This window comes from Citrobacter sp. BIDMC107, assembly GCF_001037575.1.
In the GTDB taxonomy this organism is placed as follows: Bacteria; Pseudomonadota; Gammaproteobacteria; order Enterobacterales; family Enterobacteriaceae; genus Citrobacter; species Citrobacter freundii.
The window spans coordinates 1,011,422-1,033,196 of sequence record NZ_KQ089848.1 but is presented as its reverse complement, the minus strand read 5'-3'; the positions used below and the strand labels follow the sequence as shown (position 1 = coordinate 1,033,196).

The window sequence follows — 21,775 nt, the reverse complement described above, 5'->3', positions numbered from 1 at the left end:
GCGGGCAACGCAAATTCCCACGCTCAAAGCCCGGCCCAAATCTCACAATGTTTTTTCACCAGACCACTCAGTGACCCGCCTTCGGCGACGAAGTCACGCATGTTTTGTGCTTCATCATGATCATTTTTAACCTGCAGGTGTATAGCTTCAATCGCGCTGGCCGCGCCCACTTTATCCGCAGAGACAGTAACATTCTCCAGTAGTCGCAATGTGTCATCTGACAAGCGACAACCGTCGCCGGTATTGACGTCGGTGATGATTCCCGCCATACCAAAGCGACAGGCCTGAAAACGATTGAATTTATACAACAGGTAATCACGCTCCTGGTGCTTGAACGGACGTTTGGTGAGTAACCAGTGGGCGGTAGCCTGAATAAGCCCTGCCATATTGACCGCATGATCAAGGGTCAGTGGCGTATCCATTACCCGAACCTCTACCGTGCCAAAGTGTGGGCTGGGACGGATATCCCAGTGTAAATCTTTAATACTATCAATCATGCTGGTGTAAGCCAGTCGACGGAATAGCCCCTCGAATTCCTGCCAGTTATTCACCCATGGCATCGGGCCATTATCGGGAAATCCGGAGAATATATTCAGTCGCGCGCAGGCAAACCGCGTGTCGGACGTCTGCATATAAGGTGAAGCGGCAGAGAGCGCAATAAAATGCGGAACAAATCGCGACAGGCCATGCAGAAGGTATATGGCATCGTCGCCGTTTGCGCAGCCGATATGCACATGCTGGCCAAATACCGTCGCCTGCTGAATGAGATAACCGAAGTTTTCCAGGTTACGCCGATAGCGTTCGTCATCGCAGACTTCCTGACGTTGCCATTTTTGAAATGGATGCGTACCCCCGCCACAAATGGCGAGGTGCTGCTCTGCAGCAACCCGCGTGATTATCTGCTGCATGGCGGATAATTCAGCACTCGCCTGGTCGATATTGCGACAAACTCCAGTCGCCATCTCCAGCATACTTTCCGTGATATCGTGCTTGACTTCTCCAGCGGTAAGCAGCGGCTTTACGGCGTCAATCAGCCGGGAAGAATCCTGGCTCAGGTCGTAGCCCGGAGGATTGACCACCTGCATTTCCAGTTCAATGCCTAACGTGAAAGGGTCAGAAACATGAAAATCGGGAAGTGGCATAAGACTCTCTTCAGCGTTGATTTTTAATCAGTATAGAAGGGCGGCTGATTTTCTGTTCGTTGTCAGATATTCCCTGGTGACGCTTTGAAGGTGAAATAGCTGGTGTTATAACTATTTTTTACTTCGCAACTGGGGTTGAATCGTGCCGGAAATAAATCTTTATGGGCAGACCGTCGGCGATGTTGTGCCGGACTGGAATGGCGCTACCGTACTGCCACGGGAAACGCTTGTCGGTCAATATTGTCGACTGGTTCCTCTGGATGCCGACAGCCATGCCGCCGATCTGTTTGATGCCTACGCGCAGGCACCGGACGATCGCGACTGGACCTGGCTTGCAAGCTCTCGCCCCACAAGCGTTGAGGCTACAGCTTGTTGGGTTGAGGGGAAATCCACTGATGCCTCTCTGGTTCCCTATGCCGTCATTGATCAGCGTTTCGGACGAGCCGTCGGACTGGTGTGTTTTATGGCGATCGAACGCGAGCACGGTTCGGTCGAAATTGGTCATGTGACCTGGTCACCGCGCATGAAAAATACGGTACTTGGCACCGAAAGCATCTGGCTGCTGCTGCGCCAGGCGTTTGCGTTGGGTTATCGTCGCGTGGAGTGGAAATGCGATTCTCTGAACACCGCTTCTCGACGAGCGGCGGAGCGCCTTGGGTTTATCTTCGAAGGACGCTTTCGCCAGAAGATTGTGCGCAAGGGCCGCAATCGCGACAGCGACTGGTTATCGATGATTGACGGCGAATGGCCCCAGTGTGACGCCGTGTTACAACGCTGGCTGGCTGCGGAGAACTTTGATGAACACGGGCGGCAACGCCGGTCAATGGCGGACTTTGTTACAAAGTCGCTTCACACAGAGTAATGATGTTTTCATCATGCTGAAACCAGCGAACATTAAATTCCTGTCCGCCGAGGTTTTGCGAAAATGACGGGGTGATTTGCACCGTTAAGTGTGTCGCTGTGAGTGCAACTATTTTGGCGCTGGCAAATCCCGGCAGCTCCGATGCCTGCGCGGAAAATGTTTTATACACGCTCTCTTTGGCGGAAAACGCCAAGGTTAAGGCGAGCGGAAAGGGAACCAAACTGAACTGTAAAAGCCGTTGTTCACAGTTATCGATAATGCCGCCAGTCAGATCAACTGCGGTTTGTGGTGTAAAAATAGCTTCTATATCCAGTCCGACGGGATGCGTCGATACCACCGCCAGCGCAGTTGACGTACTGTGGCTGATGCTGCCAAACAACTTTTGTGGCCACAGCGGTTGTCGCTGCCCGCCGATGCCAGGCACAGTTTTGATACCGTATTCACGTAATGCATGTACTGCGGCAATACGCCCCGCTAAGTGCTCAGCTTTACGCTTACGCCCACAGGATTGAAGCTGAGTATGGTGAGGGAGCCAGAGCAGGTCGTGCTCATGGAAGCTGTCGGGATCGAACTCGACAATGTGCAGCGTGTGCTCTGCGAAAGTGAGTGGTGTGTGCGTTGTGTGCATCATAGTTATGATTTCCCTCTCCCCGCAGCGAGGAGAGGGAAAGCGTTATCAGAAGTGTGTGTTAACGCTCATGAACCACGTCCGGCCCGGTTCGTTATAGGTGTACGCGCCAGCGCCCGCCATATAGTCGCCAGTTTTGATATCACTGGTTGTTTGGGCATTACCTTCACGCCACAGACGTTTGTCGAAGACGTTATCCACGCCGCCGGTCAGGCTGACGTTTTTCGTCACATCCCAGGTCGCGCTCAGGCCGACGATGCTGTACGGGCTCACTTCCTGGGCTGAACTGCCGGTCACCGGTTTACCCTGGTAATCATATTTCTTCGGCTGTTGTTTGCCGTACCAGGTAAAGGTGGATTGCAGTGACAAATCTTCACGCGCCTGCCAGCTTAGCGTTGAGTTCAGCGTGTATTCAGGAATAATCGACAAGCGTTCGCCGGTCTCTTTATTCTTACTTTGCAGCATGTAAGTGATGTTGTTGGTCCAGGTAACGGTTTCGCTAACCGGTACGTTCAACGTCCCTTCCAGGCCTTCCACCACCGCTTTAGGTACGTTTTCCCACTGATAGATATCGGTGTAGGTTGTTGTTTCTTTACCCGTAGTCGGGTTTTTCTGGGTAATTGACGTTCTGCTTAGCGGTACAGTCCCCGCTTCGATCTTGTTACGGTAATCGTTGCGGAACCAGGTTACGCCGGCCAGCCAACCGTCACGTTTGAACTCCAGACCAATCTCTTTGTTGATACTGGTTTCGGCCTTCAGGTCATCATTGCCCATCATGTAGCAACCAATGCCCGTCGCAGAACCGGTGGCATAGCAGCCCTGGCCTTTGCTGTACAGAATATAGTTCGGGTTAGTCTGGTACAGGCTAGGTGCTTTATAGGCCCGTGCGATACCCATTTTCAGCGTAAAGTCGTCGCCCAGACCTTGGGACAGGTTCAGGGACGGGCTCCAGTTGTCACCAACGACGCTGTGGTGGTCGAAGCGCAGACCCGGCGTCAACATGGTGCTGTCGGTCAGCTCCATGTTATTTTCTGCAAACAGGGAGAAAATTTCAGCCTGTGAATACGGGCTACGATCGGTGCTGCTGGCACCAGGTATGTTCCCGCCCATAAAGGTCTGGGTATTGGAACTCATGTCTTTCATACGCTGCTGGTTCCATTCGGTACCGAGCGTCAGGTTCTGGTTAACCAACAGGTCGAATGGAATGCTAATTTCGCTGTGCAGGGTGACATCAGCCAGGTCAGTGTCGGTAAATTGATTACTGTTAAATAACCCTTCAAGGCCACCTGCCAGACCTTCACCCAAACGGGAGTTACGGGTGTGTTCGTATTGCGCCCAGTTGCTGGTGGTAATGCCGTTGTCCCAGCCGCCGTTCCACGTCAGCGCATAGTTCTGGCGGTACATACGGTTAGTTTCTTTACCGTAGTATTTTTTTACCAGCCCGTTAGTTTTGTTATCGTTGTTGGTGTTTTGAGTGTCACCCGCATACAGGTTGCCCTGACGGCTGTAGCCGGCTTCAAACTCCAGCGATTGCATTGGGGCAAAATCCCAACGCAGCAGACCGTTGATATCTTTGTTTTTTACCCCTTCACGACCCGCAGGCATCGTATCGGCATATGACCCTGTACGTGCTGACTGGTGACCGTCGTTGATGTCCCAGGCATCGGCCTGGGTTTTGTCGAGGTTACCGTTCAGGCGGAAGCTGAAATCTCCGCCCAGCGGGCCATTCAGACTAAAGTTGGTACGCTTGGTTGAACCTTCTTCTTTGTGTTCCGGGGCGTTGAAATAGGTATTCCAGGAACCATGCCACTCATCGCCGCCTTTCTTGGTGATGATATTCACCACACCGCCAGCTGCGCCATTGCCATAGCGTGCTGCGGCAGGACCGCGCAGCACTTCAATACGTTCAATCATTTCCGGAGCAACCCATGCGGTATCGCCGCGGGTATCGCGTTCGCCGCGCCAGCCCTGGCGCACGGAGTTACGGCTGGTAACCGGTTTACCGTCGATCAAAATCAGGGTGTTTTCTGGCCCCATGCCGCGAATATCGATCTGGCGGTTGTTGCCGCGCTGACCGCTGGTTGAGTTACCGGTCAGGTTAACGCCAGGCATGGTACGGATGATTTCCGACACATCGCGAGCGGGAGGGTTCTTACGAATTTCATCAGCGGTAATGGTTGACACGCCCGGCGCCTGTAGGTTCTGCTGGGCGGCGGTAACGACGATGGTGTCTTCATGAGAGACAGCGACGCTATCGGTTTGATCTTCTGCCATTGCTGGCAGGGCTACCCCGTAAATCCCTAAATTGACCAATAAGGCCAGTGAATGAATCTTGTTGTTCATTGTATGTCCTGCTGTTCTTTTAGCCACGAGTACCAATGTGCCTCGGTGCGGCATTTGGTCTGATGTCGCCCGCATCTGCGTAAACTATCCATTCCAGAAAAAGTACGCAGCGCCAGGTCGGTTTATAAGTGGTGAAAAACTGTGCGCGCTTCCCACAGCGCGACAATACGCTATTGCAAATGCAAATAGTTATCAATAATATTATCAATATATTTCACGCTAGATCATAAAATTTCACAATAAACATGGGGTTATGGCGGTGACGACGTTAAAGATGGGAAGCGAGGCGTGGTGGCAGTCAAAAAAAGGCCCGGAGTGGGAGCGTGAAGACAACGGAAATTATCGGGTAACCTTCTGGTGGCGTGACCCGCAGGGAACGGAGAAAGAGTCAGCCATTCATCGCGTGTGGGTCTATATCACTGGCGTCACCGATCATCATCAAAACGCTACCCCTCAGTCGATGCAACGCATTGATGGAACAAATGTTTGGTGCTGGCGTGTTTCTCTCAGCGCCAACTGGCGCGGCAGCTACTGTTTTATCCCGACAACACGAAACGATATCTTTTCCTCGCTGGCGGTGGGCGCAGCGCCTGACCGAAGCGTACTGCGTGAAGGCTGGCGGCAATTGCTGCCGCAGGCCATTGCCGATCCCCTTAATCCGCAGAGCTGGCAGGGCGGTCGCGGTCATGCGGTGTCTGCGCTGGAAATGCCGGAGGCGCCCGTACAGCCCGGATGGGATCGACCTGAAAACCCCGATTCACCCGCAGTTTGCCTGCAATGGCGTAGCGCCAGGCTCGGTAATACGCGTCGCGTATGGGTATTTACCACCGGAGAGGCCCAAGCGGAATCTCGTCCGCTGGCTATCCTGCTGGATGGGCAGTTTTGGGCACAGAGTATGCCGGTCTGGCCTGCGCTAACTTCACTTACGCATCGTGGACACCTTCCTCCTGCCGTTTATCTCCTGATTGATGCCATCGACACGGCTCACCGTAGCCGCGAACTGCCGTGTAACGCGGATTTTTGGTTGGCGGTACAAGAGGAGCTGTTGCCGCTGGTGAAGACGACGACCGCATTCAGTGACGATCCGCAGCGTACTGTGGTCGCCGGACAAAGTTTTGGCGGGTTGTCATCGCTGTATGCCGGGCTGAACTGGCCCGCGCGCTTTGGCTGTGTTCTTAGCCAGTCGGGCTCTTACTGGTGGCCGCATCGTGGTGGTGGTCAGGACGGAGCGATCGTCGAGCAACTGAAGACCGGGACCATCAGCGCTCAGGGACTGCGTATTGTACTGGAAGCGGGGATCCGCGAGCCCATTATTTATCGCGCTAATCAGGCGTTATATGCCCAGTTACCTTCTGCACTACAGTCTATTTTCTGGCGTCAGGTTGATGGTGGACACGATGCGCTTTGTTGGCGCGGCGGTCTGATGCAAGGGCTAATGACGCTCTGGCAACCGCTTACCGACACGATTTAACCGGACGACGTTCCACGACAGGAGTTGAGTATGGAATTCAGTAACCCCTTCGATAATCCGCAGGGCCAGTTTTACATTCTGCAAAATCCCCAACGTCAGTTTAGCCTTTGGCCGCAGCAGTGTTCACTTCCTGCTGGTTGGCAAATTGCTTGCGAACCCCAATCCCAGGAAGCCTGCCAGCAATGGCTGGATGCAAACTGGACCACGCTGACGCCCGCGAACTATGTCGATGTGCAGGAGGCTCCATGACTCAGCGTTTACCGTTAGTGGCGGCTCAGCCGGGGATCTGGATGGCGGAAAAACTCTCCACATTGCCATCGGCGTGGAGCGTGGCGCACTACGTAGAATTAACCGGCGAACTGGACGCGTTGTTGCTGGCGAAAGCGGTTGTGGCGGGCCTGGAGCAGGCCGATACCTTGCGAATGCAGTTTAGCGAAGATAACGGCGAGGTCTGGCAATGGGTGGATCCTGCGCTCACTTTTGCGCAACCCGAAATCATCGATCTGCGCGAAAAATCCAACCCACATGAGGCGGCGCGTGCGTTGATGCAGGCAGACCTGCAGCAGGACATACGTGCTGACGGCAATAAGCCGCTGGTTTTTCACCAGCTTATACAGGTGGGAGATAAACGTTGGTATTGGTATCAGCGTTACCATCATTTGCTGGTCGATGGCTTCAGCTTCCCGGCCATTACCCGCCAGATAGCCGAAATCTATCGCGCATGGCTAGATGGCGAGTCTACGCCAGACTCGCCTTTTACGCCGTTCGCCGAGGTGGTGGAAGAGTATCAACAGTACCGTCAAAGTGATGCCTGGCAACGCGACGGCGCCTTCTGGCGCGATCAGCGAAAGCAACTCCCACCTCCTGCTTCGCTGTCGAACAATCCGTTGCCGGGACGCTCGGCCAGCGCGGATATTATTCGCATGAAGTTAACCGCGCCTGAAGGAGCGTTTCGCCGGCTTGCGGCACGCATGCCTGACGTTCAGCGTGCGGATCTGGCCCTTGCGCTGGTGGCATTGTGGCTGGGACGCTTATGCAGCCGAATGGATTATGCCGCCGGATTTATCTTTATGCGGCGCATGGGCTCGGCGGCGTTGACGTCCACTGGACCGGTTTTAAACGTTCTGCCATTTGGTGTGAGGCTGGATGCGGCAGAAAGCTTGCCTGAGCTTGCACAACGACTGGCCGGGCAGTTGAAGAAAATGCGTCGGCATCAACGTTATGATGCCGAACAAATCGTTCGCGACAGCGGGCGTGCAGCCGGTGCAGAGCCGCTGTTTGGCCCGGTGCTGAATGTGAAAATATTCGACTATCATCTGAATATTCCCGGCGTTCAGGCGCAAACTCATACGCTGGCGACAGGACCGGTGAACGATCTTGAACTGGCGTTGTTCCCGGATGAAAACGGCGGGCTGAGTATTGAAATCCTGGCCAATAAACAGCGCTACGATGCAGAAACGCTGGCGCAGCATGCCTCGCGTTTAATCGGGCTTATCGAGCAGTTTGCTGACAATCCGTCGCTATGCTGCGGCGACGCCGGGATGCTGTTGCCTACAGAACATGAGCGGCTGGCGAAGATTAACGACACGACCGTGGAGATCCCGTTCACTACGCTTAGCGCACTGGTGACACAGCAGGCCGATAAAACGCCGGATGCCCCGGCGCTGGCCGATGCCCGTTATCAGTTTAGCTATCGCGAAATGCGCCAGCAGGTCGTGGCGTTGGCGAGCCTTCTGCGCGAACGCGGCGTCCGTCCTGGCGACAGCGTAGCTGTGGCATTACCGCGTTCTGTGTTCCTGACGCTGGCGCTGCACGGTATTGTGGAAGCCGGAGCTGCCTGGCTGCCGTTGGATACCGGATACCCGGACGATCGCCTGCGGATGATGCTCGAAGACGCGAAGCCAAAATTGTTGATAGCGACTGAAGAGCAACTGGCGCGTTTTAGCGATATCCCAGGGCTGGAAAGTCTGTGCTATGACTCGCCGCTGCCAGCAGAAGATGCTGCTCCGTTGGCGCTATCTCAACCCAATCATACGGCCTATATCATTTTTACTTCCGGTTCTACCGGTAGACCAAAAGGGGTGATGGTTGGGCAAACCGCCATCGTTAACCGTCTGCTGTGGATGCAAAATCACTATCCGCTGACCGCAGATGATGTGGTGGCGCAAAAAACGCCATGCAGTTTTGACGTCTCGGTATGGGAGTTTTTCTGGCCGTTTATTGCCGGGGCAAAACTGGTCATGGCAGAACCTGAAGCGCACCGCGATCCGCTGGTGATGCAGCAGTTCTTTGCCCGTTATGGGGTGACGACCACGCACTTTGTCCCCTCTATGTTGGCCGCTTTTGTCGCTTCACTGACGCCGGAAACCGCGCGGGAGAGTTGTGCCTCTCTGAAATGGGTATTTTGCAGCGGCGAAGCCTTGCCAGCCGATTTATGCCGTGAGTGGGAGCAGTTGACTCATGCGCCACTGCACAATTTGTACGGACCAACGGAAGCTGCGGTCGATGTGAGCTGGTATCCGGCCTGGGGAGAAGATCTCGCTGCCGTAACCGGCAACAGCGTGCCGATTGGCTATCCGGTTTGGAATACCGGTTTACGCATTCTGGATGCCATGATGCGCCCGGTGCCTTTCGGCGTAGCGGGGGACCTGTATCTGACGGGGATCCAACTGGCGCAAGGCTATCTGGGGCGTCCGGATCTGACGGCGAGCCGCTTTATCGCCGATCCGTTTAACGTCGGTGAACGTATGTACCGTACCGGAGATGTGGCGCGCTGGCTGGAAAATGGCGCGGTGGAATACCTCGGGCGCAGCGATGACCAGCTTAAAATTCGTGGACAGCGCATTGAGCTCGGCGAGATTGACCGGGTGATGCAGCAGTTGCCTGATGTCGAGCATGCCGTTGCCCATGCCTGCGTATTCAACCAGGCTGCGGCGACAGGCGGCGATGCGCGCCAACTGGTGGGGTATCTGGTGTCGCAATCGGGTTTGCCGCTGGATACGACTGTGTTGCGGGAACGTCTGCGCGAAAAACTGCCTGCGCACATGGTACCGACGGTATTGTTACAACTGGCGGAGCTGCCGCTTAGCGCGAACGGCAAACTGGATCGTAAAGCGCTACCGATGCCGCAGTTGATGTCGCGTGTTTCCGGGCGCGCACCGCGAACAGGGACTGAGACCACCATCGCGCAGTCTTTTGCGGCCTTGCTGGATTGTGAGGTGAATGATGTAGAGGCTGATTTCTTTGCGCTTGGTGGGCATTCGCTGCTGGCGATGAAGCTGGCAGCGCAGTTGAGCCGCATTTTTGAGCGTCAGGTGACGCCCGGGCAGATTATGGTGGCTTCCACCGTGGAACAACTGAGCGCATTGCTGGAGAGCAATGATGATGAACAGTCGCAGCGTCTGGGATTTGAGACGCTATTGCCACTGCGTGAAAGTTACGGCCCAACGTTGTTCTGCTTCCATCCGGCGTCGGGTTTTGCCTGGCAGTTTAGCGTGCTGTCGCGCTATCTCAGCCCTCAGTGGTCGATTATGGGTATTCAGTCGCCACGACCGGATGGCCCGATGCAGACGGCGGAAAATCTCGACTCGGTATGCGAACATCACCTGGCAACGCTGCTCAGTCAACAACCTCACGGACCTTACTATTTATTAGGTTATTCGCTGGGCGGCACGCTGGCTCAGGGGATCGCCGCGCGCTTACATGCCAGAGGAGAGTCGGTTGCATTCCTCGGTCTGTTGGATACCTGGCCGCCAGAGACGCAAAACTGGCAAGAAAAAGAGGCCAATGGGTTGGATCCAGCGGTGCTGGCGGAGATCGAGCGTGAACGCGAAGCCTTTCTGGCGACGCAGCAGGGGAATGCGTCAGAGGCCTTATTTAACGCTATCGAAGGCAACTATGCCGATGCGGTTCGCCTGCTCACGACGGCACACAGCGTGCCGTTTGCAGGCCACGCCACGCTGTTCGTTGCTGAGCGTACCTTAGTGCCGGGTGTCAGCCCTGAACGTAGCTGGGCCCCGTGGATATCCAGTCTGGATGTTTACCGCCACGACTGCGCGCATGTTGATATTATTTCCCCCGCCTCGTTTGAGGTGATAGGGCCAATCATAAACACCCTGATCAATAAATCGGTATAACCAGACTTATTTCGTTATCGGAACGATCGAATAACTCCATAATGTAAATGATATGTTATGGAGTTGATCTTCTTGGGGACAGAGGGCGATTAAAGGGGTGAATAAATTCCTAATATAATTTTTGGTAGGGCTTCCAGCACAAAGAGTGTTTCGGATTATTCTGACTAACTGGTAGACTCTCCCTACAGAAATGTTTTTCTTTTGGGAAAGTTTTCAGGTCACGCAACATGTCATCATTAAATATTAAGCAAGATAACGTTTCGGAATTTACTGGCTATCCTCAGCCAGCGGCAAACGCAAATGAAATCGATTTAGTGAACCTAATCGAAATCTTATGGCGAGCAAGAACGAAAATTATCGCGACCGTTTTCGCCTTTGCTTGTGTGGGTATTCTGGTATCTTTCCTGCTTCCGCAAAAATGGACCAGTCAGGCAATCGTGACCCCCGCAGAACCGGTTCAGTGGCAGAGTCTCGAGAATATGTTGACCAAATTGCGCGTGCTGGATATGGATATTAGCGTTAGCCGTGGTGATGTGTTTAACCTGTTTATCAAAAAATTCCAGTCGCCTTCATTGTTAGAAGAGTATCTGCGCTCTTCACCTTACGTGATGGATCAATTGAAAGGCGCTGATATCGACGAAATGGAGTTGCATCAGGCAATTGTCAGGCTTAGTGAGAAAATGAAAGCGGTTGATACTAACCTGGGTAAGAAGAACGAAACTTCGCTGTATACCTCATGGACGCTGAGTTTTACCGCACCTCAGGCCGAAGAAGCTCAGTCTGTGCTGAAGGGATATATCCAGTATATTTCTGATATTGTAGTGAAAGAAACGCTGGAAGATATTCGCAATAAACTGTCCATCAAAACCAGCTTCGAAAAAGAAAGGCTGGAGATGGATCGCGTCAGGCTCAAGAACCAACTGGAAGCAAATATCCAGCGACTGAACTACTCGCTGGAGATTGCCAATGCCGCCGGGATTAAAAAGCCGGTCTACAGTAATGGCCAGGCGGTGAAGGATGATCCCGATTTCTCTATTTCACTGGGTGCTGACGGCATCGAACGTAAATTAGAAATAGAAAAATCAGTAACGGATGTTGCTGAAATTAACGGTGAATTACGTAATCGGCAGTATCACGTTGAGCAACTGTTAGCGATGAATGTGAGCGACGTAAAATTCACACCGTTTAAATATCAACTTACGCCTTCGCTGCCGGTGAAAAAAGATGGCCCGGCTAAATCAATGATCGTTATTCTGGCCGCATTACTGGGTGGAATGGTGGCGTGTGGTGGCGTTCTGCTGAACTATGCCATGGTGTCGCGTAAGCAAAAAATGACGTTTATTGATCAGCAACTGGTGTGATGAATTGTCGTATGGCGGCAAGCCAGCCGCCTTACGATAACGCGTGTTATTTGCTGCGTCCAAGCGGCACTACTAACGGCGTTCCGGCAACTGGATCGTCGATAATCATACAGCGCAGTCCATAGATTTTTTCAATAAGCTGCGCGGTGACGATCTCCTTCGGTGCACCCTCGGCAATAATTTTTCCATCTCGCAGCGCAATCAGATGCGTCGCATAGCGACAGGCCTGATTCAGGTCGTGCAAAACGGCGGCCAGCGTGTAGCCTTTTTCCCGGTTTAACTCACTCAACAGTTCCAGCAGATCGATCTGATGACTGATATCCAGCCAGGTGGTGGGTTCATCAAGCAGCATAATCGACGTTTCCTGCGCCAGCACCATCGCAATCCATGCACGTTGACGTTGTCCGCCGGAAAGGGTATCCACACTTTGTGATGCCAGGTGGGTGATACCCGTCGCCTGCATGGCGTTTGAGACCGCAATTTCATCCTCTTGCCGCCAGCGGGTAAACAGCGGCTGGTGCGGATAGCGCCCGCGGGCAACCAGCTCCTGTACCGTAATATCTCCCGGCGTGGTGGCGTTTTGCGCCAGCAAACCTATTCGTCGGGCGACTTCCTTGCTGGCATAGTGTTGAATATGTTCGCCGTCGAGCCAGACCTTGCCGTTCGCGGGCGTCATCAGGCGACTAAGCGTGCGCAGCAATGTCGATTTCCCGCAGCCATTTGGCCCGATAATCGCGGTGAAGTGACCGTCGGGAATCGACACATTGAGGTTTTCCGCCACGGTAAACTTGCCATAACCCAGCGTTAACTGGTCGCCACGCAAACGGGCTACTGATTCGGTCATTTTTTGCGGGACTCCTGAATTAACAAGACGATAAGATAAATACCGCCGAGGCTTACGGTGACAACGCCCACCGGAAGCTGATAAGGCATAAACAGCTGTTGGGCGCATAAATCCGCCATCAGCAGCAGCAACGCGCCGCACAGCGCTGACAGGGTTAATCCCCAGCGCGATGTGCCGCTTATACGTCGCGCGATATGCGGCGCGACAAGGGCAATAAACGAGATAGGACCCGCCAGCGCGGTGGCGGCAGCGGTTAGTACAACCGCAACCAGCATCATCATCAGACGCGAGCGCTCAACGCTGACACCAAGCGCACAGGCACTGTCATCACCCATTTCCAGTAAGCGCATCCGGCGTACCAGCAATGTGGCGCATACCAGCATGATGATAATCAGCGGGGCAGACGGCCAGGTTTTGGCCCAGGTCAGGCCATTGAGCGATCCAGCGTTCCACAGTCCAGCCGTTAGCGCGGTTTCTAATGATGCTTTCAACAGTAGCCAGGTGTTGAACGCCACCAGCATGGCGCGTATGCCGATACCAATAATAATTAGCCGGAAGGTGTCGATCCCATTGCGCCAGGCTAGCGCCCAGACCACCAGAGAAGTCAGGATCCCACCGAGCATGGCCGCCAGCGCGATCGCGGTAAGATGCTGTCCGAACAGCACCATTGCCACCAGCACACCGCTCCAGGCACCGGTATTAAAGCCCATCACATCCGGGCTACCCAGCGGGTTACGCATCAGCGACTGGAATATTGCGCCGCTCACGCCGAGCGCTGCGCCAATCAATAGCGCCATGAGCACGCGTGGCAAACGCCATTCGGTCACCACCAGGGTAATACTGCGCGGCGCATCGCCGAGCAGGGCGGCAATAATTTGCTGGGTTTCCAGCGTAACAACGCCGCTACGCAGGCTCCATAAACCAATGACGAGACAACCTGCAACCAGCAGCAGGCTGCTGATTATCAGGCGGCGGGAGAGGTGCATCATGCGCCACCCCCGCGCGATTTACGGCGTACCAGAAAGATAAGCACCGGCGCGCCGATGAAAGCGCTGACCACCGACACGCGCAGCTCGCCGGGAACAATCAGGCGACCGATGATATCGGCAATCAGTAACAGAGAAGGGGTTGCCAACAGGGTGACGGGCAGTGACCAGCGGTGATCCGCCCCCACCAGCCAGCGCGCCATGTGAGGTATCATCAGGCCGATAAAGGCGATAGGACCGACAATCGCGGTCGCGCTGCCGCACAGTACGGTAATCACCAGCAGGCCAATAAACTGTGTGCGAGCGACTTTACTACCAAGCGCGGTAGCTGTGTCGCTCCCGAGGCTCAGGCTATTCAGGGCGCGACTGAGGAACAGTGCGACAGCCGCGGCAATCAGTACTGGTACCAATACAACCTTCAGCGTTTGCAGGCTGCGGATATCCAGTGAGCCAGCTTGCCAGAAACGCAACTGATCGTAAACGTCCGGGTTGAGCAGGGCGATGCCGGTGGATAATCCTTCCAGCACCGCGCCCAGGGCAACGCCCGCCAGCGTCAAACGTACCGGGCTTAACTGCCCACCGCCCTGACTACCGGTAAAAGCTACGATCAGCGACGCAGCCAGCGCACCGCAAAAGGCCATCAGCAGTTGCTCTTGCGCAGAGGAAAAGCCGAACAGCGCGGCGCCCAGCACAATAGCGAAGCTGGCACCGGAGTTGACACCCAGAATGCCGGGATCGGCGAGAGGATTACGCGTGAGCGTTTGCATTAATGCGCCAGCCAGGCCCAGCGCACCACCGGCGAGCAGCCCCGCCAGCGTGCGTGGGAGTCGCGCGTCAAGCACGATGGTGCAATCAGCGCTTTGACAACTGCCGGTGAGCGCATCCAGCACCACGGAGGCAGGTAGCGACTTGGCGCCAATAACCAGACTTAATACCGTGGTCAGAACAAGTAATAACAATAGTCCGGGCACGGCGAAGGCGCGTGTCGCGGAAACAGAGCATGACATATCAACTTCCCTGATAATGATAGTAATTATCGTTATCGATCTTATTTGGATATGTTAGCATGTGCAGCCATCGAATGGATATTGAAAAAGTACCTGGTAAGGCTCTGTAATGAATCGACAATCATGGCTGCTCAATCTCAGCCTGTTAAAGACCCACCCTGCATTTCGTGCAGTCTTCCTCGCCCGTTTTATTTCCATTGTCTCTCTGGGGCTACTCGGCGTCGCGGTTCCGGTTCAAATCCAGATGATGACCCAGTCGACCTGGCAGGTCGGTTTGTCGGTGACGCTGACCGGCAGTGCAATGTTTATTGGCCTGATGGTGGGCGGTGTGCTGGCCGACCGCTATGAGCGTAAAAAAGTGATCCTGCTGGCGCGTGGTACCTGTGGCATTGGCTTTATTGGCCTGTGTTTGAATGCGTTACTTCCCGAACCGTCGTTACTGGCAATTTATCTGCTTGGCTTATGGGACGGTTTCTTTGCTTCGCTGGGCGTGACTGCTTTACTGGCAGCGACGCCAGCGCTGGTCGGGCGGGAGAATCTGATGCAGGCCGGGGCGATTACCATGCTGACGGTACGTCTGGGATCGGTAATTTCGCCGATGCTTGGCGGGGTGTTGCTCGCGACCGGCGGCGTGGCCTGGAACTACGGACTGGCGGCGGCGGGGACCTTCATTACCTTACTACCGTTGCTGAGTCTTCCCGCGTTGCCGCCTCCGCCGCAGCCGCGTGAGCATCCGCTGAAATCGCTGCTGGCAGCATTCCGCTTTCTGCTTGCCAGCCCACTGATTGGCGGCATTGCACTGCTCGGTGGTCTGTTAACCATGGCGAGCGCCGTGCGCGTGCTGTATCCGGCGTTGGCGATTAACTGGCACATGTCGAGTGCGCAAATTGGCCTGCTGTATGCGGCTATTCCGCTGGGGGCAGCCGTGGGTGCATTGACCAGCGGACAACTGGCGCACAGTCTTCGTCCGGGACTGATCATGCTGGCATCGACCGTGGCTTCATTTCTGGCTATCGGTCTGTTTGGCTTGATGCCCATTTGGCAGCTTGGTGTGGTTTGTCTGGCGCTGTTCGGTTGGTTGAGTGCGGTCAGCTCTTTGTTGCAGTACACCCTGTTACAGACGCAGACGCCGGAAGCGATGCTCGGGCGAATTAATGGTTTGTGGACCGCACAGAACGTCACCGGCGATGCGATTGGCGCGGCGTTGTTAGGTGGTCTGGGCGCGATGATGACGCCGGTTGCTTCGGCAAGCGTGAGTGGGTTTGGGCTGGTGATTGTCGGTCTTTTACTGCTGCTGTTGTTGGGAGAAGTGCGCCGATTCCGGCAAGTCCCCGTGAATGTCTGATCGCGTTGTGCTCTACGGATTGTAGGCCGGATAAGGCGTTAGCCGCATCCGGCGCTGGCAATTAAAACAGAGCCGACAGACGTTGCAGCAGCAGCATTGCGCTGTAGTAGTCGAGACGGAAGGTTTCCGTACCCAGGGCATAAACACGTTTATTTTGCACGGCTGGCAGATGCGCCAGAAGCGGATTAGCGTAAATAGCATCGGCATCTTTGCTGTCGCCAGCAAACAGGAACAGCGCTTCGCCGTTCAGGCCTGCCGCCAGGTTCTCACCGCCAAGCTGGATGATATCGTGGCGTTTGCCCTGACTCTGGCTGGTATGCAAGTTGGCAGGCAGCGTTGCCAGCGTGAACCCTAACTGCTCCATCAGCTTGCCTTGCGCTGACTCAGGCGTCCACAGGTTGGCGCTGTGCGCTGCGGCGGTATATACCAGCGCGCTGACCGGCTGTGGTGGCAGGGTAATACGTTGCTTAACTGCCTGTAGTTGCTTATCAAACTCGGCAATACGCGCAGCAGCCTGTTGCTCCTGACCGGTAATTTCACCTAACTGGGTCAGCAGCGACTGCCAGCTTTTATCGTCGTAATTAATGATGAGCGTTGGCGCAATGGTGGACAGCTGATCGTACAGCGCGAGGGCAGAATCGCCCCCGGTGGCGCTTACCAGAATCAAATCCGGCATTTGAGCTGCGACGGCCTCGGCGCTCGGTTCGCCGATATACAGGCGGCTCAGTTTGCGTTCTTTTGCCACTTCGCTCCACTGGCGTAAAAAGCCCTGCGCATCGCCGATGCGATTGTTCGGCGTAGTGGCACCGCTGGCGATGACCGGGGCATCAATCGCCAGCAGCGAACCGGTGAGGGTCACGCTGGTGGAGACAATTCGCTGCGGTTTATGCTCCAGCGTATGCGTGCCGCGGCTGTCAGTAACCTGACGCGGCCAGTCGGCGGCGTGACCTGAAGAAATTCCTGAAAGAGATAAACCTGCCAGTAAGAGCACGGTGCGGCAAAAAGAGGGGAGACTCACGAATCAGCTTCCTGTTATCAGTATAAGTAATGCTTCTCATTTTCATTGTTAGCGAGCAAGGATGCAAGCCAAAGTCGCACATTGTGCTACCACAAGAGTTGACATACCGCCGCTTTACTTTTAGGTTAGCGACCGAAAATATAAATGATAATCATTATTAGAGCCTTTATCATTTTTGGAGGATGATATGGATACGTCACTGGCCGAGGAAAAAACGCAGACTATGCCGACGCTCGCTCCCGACAGTTTTTTCTTTATGTCGCCGTACCGTAGTTTTACGACGTCAGGATGCTTCGCCCGCTATGCGGAACCGGCAATTGATGGCGATTCGCCAGACAGCCCTTTCCAACAAAAAATGAACACACTGTTTGCTGATGCCAAATCACAGGGTATCGCGAATCCTGTCATGGTCGGGGCGATTCCCTTTGATACCCGCCAGCCATCATCGCTGTTTATTCCCCAATCGTGGCAGAGCTTTTCTCGTACGGCGAAGCAGCGATCATCACGTTACTTTACCGCGCATCAGTCGCTGAACGTCGTGGAACGTAAATCGATCCCGGAACAGGACTTTTTTGAAGATATGGTCGCCCGGGCGGCTGCGCTGACGTCTACTCCGGAAGTCGACAAAGTGGTGTTGTCACGCCTGATCGATATCACCACCGATGCCAACATTGACAGTGGTGCGCTGCTGGAGCGTCTGGTGGCGCAAAATCCAGCGAGCTACAACTTCCATGTGCCGATTGAAGACGGCGGCGTATTGATTGGTGCCAGCCCGGAATTGCTTCTGCGCAAAGAAGGCGAGCGTTTCAGTTCTCTGCCGCTGGCGGGCTCTGCACGTCGTCAGCCTGATGATGTGCTGGATCGCGAAGCAGGGATCCGCCTGCTGGCATCTGAGAAGGACCGCCATGAGCACGAACTGGTGACGCAAGCGATGAAAACGATATTGCGCGATCGCAGCCGTGAACTGCAACTGCCTTCTTCTCCGCAGCTGGTTACTACGCCGACGCTCTGGCACCTCGGCACGCCGTTTGAAGGTAAAGCCAACGCGCAGGAAAACGCCCTGACGCTGGCGTGCCTGCTGCACCCGACGCCTGCGCTGAGCGGCTTCCCACATCAGGTTGCGCGCAAACTTATCGCCGAGCTGGAGCCGTTCGATCGCGAACTGTTCGGCGGTATTGTCGGCTGGTGTGATGCCGAAGGTAACGGTGAGTGGGTAGTGACGATCCGCTGTGCGAAGCTGCTGCGCAATCAGGTGCGTTTTTTTGCCGGAGCAGGAATTGTTCCAGCCTCTTCCCCGGTTGCGGAATGGCGTGAAACGGGGGCCAAGCTCTCCACGATGTTGAATGTTTTTGGACTGCATTAAGAGCCTTGTGGACTGGTTTTAAGGAGCAATAATGAGTATTCCATTCACCCGCTGGCCGGAAGAGTTTGCCCGCAGGTATCGTGAAAAAGGTTACTGGCAGGATTTGCCGCTGACCGACATTCTGACCCGTCATGCCGACAGCGACCATACGGCGGTTATTGATGGTGAACGCTATCTGAGCTATCGCCAGCTGAATCAGGCCGCTGACAATCTTGCCTGCAGTTTGCGTCGCCAAGGGATTAAACCCGGTGAAACCGCGCTGGTACAACTGGGCAATGTGGCTGAGCTGTATATCACCTTCTTTGCGTTACTCAAGCTGGGCGTAGCTCCGGTGTTGGCCCTGTTCAGCCATCAGCGTAACGAACTCAACGCCTATGCCAAACAGATTGAACCGGCGCTGCTGATTGCCGATCGCCAGCATACGCTGTTTAGCGGGGACGATTTTCTAAACGCTTTTGTGGCCGAACACAATTCAGTGCGCGTGGTGCAACTGCACAACGACGAAGGTGAACACAATCTGCAAACGGCGATAAGCCAACCTGCGACTGATTTTACGGCTACACCGTCGCCCGCTGATGAGGTGGCGTACTTCCAGCTTTCCGGCGGGACGACCGGGACGCCAAAGCTGATTCCTCGCACTCATAACGATTACTACTACAGCGTGCGTCGCAGCAATGAGATTTGCCGCTTCACCGGGGAAACGCGTTATTTATGTGCAATCCCGGCGGCGCATAACTACGCCATGAGTTCGCCAGGCGCGCTGGGCGTGTTCCTGGCCGGCGGCACCGTCGTGCTGGCGGCCGACCCTAGCGCTACCCTGTGTTTCCCGCTGATTGAACAGCATCAGGTTAACGTCACGGCGCTGGTGCCACCTGCGGTGAGCCTGTGGTTGCAGGCGATTGCGGAGTGGGGCAGCAATGCGCAATTGGCTTCGCTGAAACTGCTACAGGTCGGTGGAGCGAGACTTTCCGCCACGCTTGCGGCGCGTATTCCGGCTGAGATTGGCTGCCAGTTGCAGCAGGTCTTCGGCATGGCGGAAGGGCTGGTGAACTACACCCGTCTGGACGACAGTCCTGAGCGCATCATCAATACCCAGGGTCGCCCGATGTGTCCTGATGATGAAGTCTGGGTAGCAGACGCTGACGGCAACCCCTTAGCCCAGGGAGAGACCGGACGCCTGATGACACGTGGTCCGTACACCTTCCGTGGTTATTTCAAAAGCCCTGAGCATAATGCCAGCGCCTTTGACGCCAACGGCTTTTACTGTTCCGGCGATCTGATCGCTATCGACCCGGATGGCTACATCACCGTTCAGGGACGCGAAAAGGATCAGATCAACCGCGGCGGGGAGAAGATCGCTGCTGAAGAGATTGAAAACCTGCTGCTGCGCCATCCAATGGTTATCCATGCCGCGTTGGTCAGTATGGATGACGAACTGATGGGCGAGAAAAGCTGTGCCTGGCTAGTGGTAAAAGAACCGCTGCGCGCGGTTCAGGTGCGCCGTTTTCTGCGCGAACAGGGTGTGGCGGAATTCAAATTACCCGATCGTGTTGAGTGCGTTGAGTCATTACCGCTGACTCCAGTGGGGAAGGTAGATAAAAAACAATTACGTCAGTGGCTGGCATCACGTTCACTGGCCTGAAGGAGAAATAGAAATGGCAATTCCTAAACTGCAGGCTTATGCGCTACCAACGGCGCTTGATGTTCCGGTGAACAAAGTCGACTGGGCATTTGACCCTGAACGCGCCGCGCTGCTGATCCACGACATGCAGGATTATTTTATCGGCTTTTGGGGCGATAACTGTCCGATGATGGAGCAGGTCGTCGCGAACATCGCCGCGCTGCGCCAGTACTGCAAAGAGCATAATATTCCGGTGTATTACACCGCTCAACCGAAAGAGCAGAGTGATGAAGACCGCGCTCTGCTCAATGATATGTGGGGACCGGGCCTGACGCGTTCGCCGGAACAACAAAAGATCGTTGAGGCGCTGGCGCCGGATGAAGCGGATACCATTCTGGTGAAATGGCGTTATAGCGCATTTCATCGCTCCCCGCTGGAACAGATGCTCAAGGAAACCGGGCGTAATCAACTGATCATTACCGGGGTGTATGCGCATATTGGCTGTATGACCACCGCAACTGACGCTTTCATGCGTGACATCAAGCCGTTTATGGTTGCCGATGCGCTGGCGGACTTTAGCCGTGATGAACACTTGATGTCGCTGAAATACGTGGCGGGACGTTCCGGGCGTGTGGTTATGACCCAGGAATTATTACCGACGCCGGTTCCGGCCAGTAAAGATGCGTTGCGCAGCGTTATTCTGCCGCTGCTGGATGAGTCCGAAGAGCCGATGGATGACGAAAACCTGATCGACTATGGGCTGGATTCCGTGCGCATGATGGCGCTGGCGGCGCGCTGGCGTAAGGTTCATGGTGACATTGATTTCGTGATGCTGGCGAAAAAACCGACCATTGACGCATGGTGGGCTCTGCTCTCCCGCGAGGTGAAGTAATGGCCGGATTTGATTTTGCCGGGAAAACCGTCTGGGTAACCGGGGCGGGAAAAGGGATTGGCTACACCACGGCGCTGGCGTTTGCGAATGCAGGTGCTGAGGTGACTGGATTCGATCGCGAATTTCCTCAGGATAACTACCCGTTTACGACCGAAGTGCTGGATGTGGCGAATGCCGGACAGGTAGCTGAGGTGTGCCAGCGCGTCCTCAAAGCGCGCGAGCGTTTGGATGTGTTGGTCAATGCCGCAGGTATTTTGCGTATGGGTGCCACCGATGCGCTAAGCGCTGAGGAGTGGCAGCAGACGTTTGCGGTTAACGTTGGCGGAGCGTTCAATCTGTTTCAGCAGACGATGGCGCAGTTTCGTCGCCAGCAGGGCGGGGCGATCGTGACCGTCGCGTCGGATGCGGCGCACACGCCGCGTATCGGCATGAGTGCTTACGGTGCGTCAAAGGCCGCGTTGAAAAGCCTGGCGCTGACCGTCGGACTTGAACTGGCAGGCAGCGGTGTGCGTTGTAACGTGGTTTCTCCGGGTTCGACCGATACCGACATGCAGCGTACGCTGTGGGTCAGCGATGACGCGGAGCAACAGCGCATTCGTGGATTTGGCGAGCAGTTTAAGCTTGGGATTCCGCTGGGGAAAATCGCCCGGCCGCAAGAGATCACCAACACTATTTTATTCCTCGCTTCCGATCTGGCCAGCCACATTACATTACAGGATATCGTGGTGGACGGCGGTTCCACGCTGGGGGCATGAC

The 21,775-nt window shown here is 55.0% G+C and carries 17 protein-coding genes; 10 read left to right on the top strand and 7 right to left on the bottom strand.

The window, feature by feature from the left end; genetic code table 11:
* Window positions 1-23: 23 nt before the first annotated feature.
* Window positions 24-1,142, bottom strand: coding sequence for a YbdK family carboxylate-amine ligase (locus tag SK39_RS04960; protein ID WP_048216716.1), 1,119 nt, complete (start codon window positions 1,140-1,142; stop codon window positions 24-26).
* 142 nt (window positions 1,143-1,284) lie between these two features.
* On the opposite strand from SK39_RS04960, the gene SK39_RS04955 reads away from it, so the two are divergent.
* The gene (locus tag SK39_RS04955; protein ID WP_032936908.1) at window positions 1,285-2,004 is read left to right on the top strand and encodes a GNAT family N-acetyltransferase; all 720 of its coding nucleotides are present in this window, start codon (window positions 1,285-1,287) and stop codon (window positions 2,002-2,004) included.
* Here SK39_RS04955 and entD read toward each other — a convergent pair.
* Window positions 1,979-2,632, bottom strand: coding sequence for an enterobactin synthase subunit EntD (gene entD, locus SK39_RS04950; RefSeq protein ID WP_032937075.1), 654 nt, complete (start codon window positions 2,630-2,632; stop codon window positions 1,979-1,981). The two genes, SK39_RS04955 and entD, sit on opposite strands and share 26 nt — an antisense overlap.
* A gap of 48 nt (window positions 2,633-2,680) precedes the next feature.
* Window positions 2,681-4,975, bottom strand: a complete 2,295-nt coding sequence (locus SK39_RS04945; RefSeq protein ID WP_003022009.1) for a TonB-dependent siderophore receptor — start codon at window positions 4,973-4,975, stop codon at window positions 2,681-2,683.
* Window positions 4,976-5,228: 253 nt separating this feature from the next.
* Between SK39_RS04945 and fes the strand changes: the two genes are divergently transcribed.
* From fes to wzz(fepE), 4 genes are all read left to right on the top strand, one after another.
* Window positions 5,229-6,446 carry an enterochelin esterase gene (gene fes, locus SK39_RS04940; RefSeq protein WP_048216715.1) on the top strand — a complete coding sequence of 406 codons (1,218 nt, stop codon included), beginning with the start codon at window positions 5,229-5,231 and terminating at the stop codon, window positions 6,444-6,446.
* A 30-nt stretch (window positions 6,447-6,476) separates the two neighbouring features.
* Window positions 6,477-6,695 (top strand): MbtH family protein, encoded by a 219-nt coding sequence (locus tag SK39_RS04935; protein WP_003835654.1) that lies wholly within the window; start codon window positions 6,477-6,479, stop codon window positions 6,693-6,695.
* Entirely contained in the window at window positions 6,692-10,582 is a 3,891-nt protein-coding gene (gene entF, locus SK39_RS04930; protein WP_048216714.1) for an enterobactin non-ribosomal peptide synthetase EntF, read from the top strand. Before SK39_RS04935 ends, entF begins: the two co-directional genes overlap by 4 nt.
* Before the next feature lie 227 nt (window positions 10,583-10,809).
* Complete coding sequence (wzz(fepE), locus tag SK39_RS04925; RefSeq protein WP_048216713.1) at window positions 10,810-11,943, top strand: LPS O-antigen length regulator Wzz(fepE); 1,134 nt, start codon at window positions 10,810-10,812, stop codon at window positions 11,941-11,943.
* A 46-nt stretch (window positions 11,944-11,989) separates the two neighbouring features.
* On the opposite strand, the gene fepC is transcribed toward wzz(fepE), so the two are convergent.
* Genes fepC through fepD form a run of 3 tightly spaced genes read right to left on the bottom strand, consistent with a single transcriptional unit; the run spans window position 11,990 to window position 14,780 of the window.
* Window positions 11,990-12,787 carry an iron-enterobactin ABC transporter ATP-binding protein gene (gene fepC / locus SK39_RS04920; RefSeq protein ID WP_003022023.1) on the bottom strand — a complete coding sequence of 266 codons (798 nt, stop codon included), beginning with the start codon at window positions 12,785-12,787 and terminating at the stop codon, window positions 11,990-11,992.
* Window positions 12,784-13,776: an iron-enterobactin ABC transporter permease gene (gene fepG, locus SK39_RS04915; protein ID WP_003022026.1), complete on the bottom strand. Its 993-nt coding sequence runs from the start codon at window positions 13,774-13,776 to the stop codon at window positions 12,784-12,786. Before fepG ends, fepC begins: the two co-directional genes overlap by 4 nt.
* Window positions 13,773-14,780 carry a Fe(3+)-siderophore ABC transporter permease gene (gene fepD, locus SK39_RS04910; protein WP_003835646.1) on the bottom strand — a complete coding sequence of 336 codons (1,008 nt, stop codon included), beginning with the start codon at window positions 14,778-14,780 and terminating at the stop codon, window positions 13,773-13,775. Before fepD ends, fepG begins: the two co-directional genes overlap by 4 nt.
* Before the next feature lie 109 nt (window positions 14,781-14,889).
* Here fepD and entS point away from each other — a divergent pair, with 109 nt between their 5' ends.
* Window positions 14,890-16,125, top strand: a complete 1,236-nt coding sequence (gene entS / locus SK39_RS04905; protein ID WP_003847435.1) for an enterobactin transporter EntS — start codon at window positions 14,890-14,892, stop codon at window positions 16,123-16,125.
* 61 nt (window positions 16,126-16,186) lie between these two features.
* Here entS and fepB read toward each other — a convergent pair whose 3' ends face one another.
* Window positions 16,187-17,143: a Fe2+-enterobactin ABC transporter substrate-binding protein gene (gene fepB / locus SK39_RS04900; protein WP_003835643.1), complete on the bottom strand. Its 957-nt coding sequence runs from the start codon at window positions 17,141-17,143 to the stop codon at window positions 16,187-16,189.
* 187 nt (window positions 17,144-17,330) lie between these two features.
* Between fepB and entC the strand changes: the two genes are divergently transcribed.
* Genes entC through entA form a run of 4 tightly spaced genes read left to right on the top strand, consistent with a single transcriptional unit; the run spans window position 17,331 to window position 21,774 of the window.
* Window positions 17,331-18,506, top strand: a complete 1,176-nt coding sequence (entC, locus tag SK39_RS04895) for an isochorismate synthase EntC (RefSeq protein WP_032936903.1) — start codon at window positions 17,331-17,333, stop codon at window positions 18,504-18,506.
* Between the two features lie 31 nt (window positions 18,507-18,537).
* A complete protein-coding gene (gene entE, locus SK39_RS04890; RefSeq protein WP_032936901.1) occupies window positions 18,538-20,148 on the top strand; it encodes a (2,3-dihydroxybenzoyl)adenylate synthase EntE in 1,611 nt (536 codons plus the stop codon).
* 13 nt (window positions 20,149-20,161) lie between these two features.
* On the top strand, window positions 20,162-21,019 hold the full coding sequence (locus tag SK39_RS04885; RefSeq protein WP_003022045.1) for an isochorismatase: 858 nt from the start codon (window positions 20,162-20,164) through the stop codon (window positions 21,017-21,019).
* The gene (gene entA / locus SK39_RS04880) at window positions 21,019-21,774 is read left to right on the top strand and encodes a 2,3-dihydro-2,3-dihydroxybenzoate dehydrogenase EntA (protein ID WP_003022049.1); all 756 of its coding nucleotides are present in this window, start codon (window positions 21,019-21,021) and stop codon (window positions 21,772-21,774) included. The genes SK39_RS04885 and entA overlap by 1 nt, the downstream gene beginning before the upstream one ends.
* Window position 21,775: the final 1 nt, after the last annotated feature.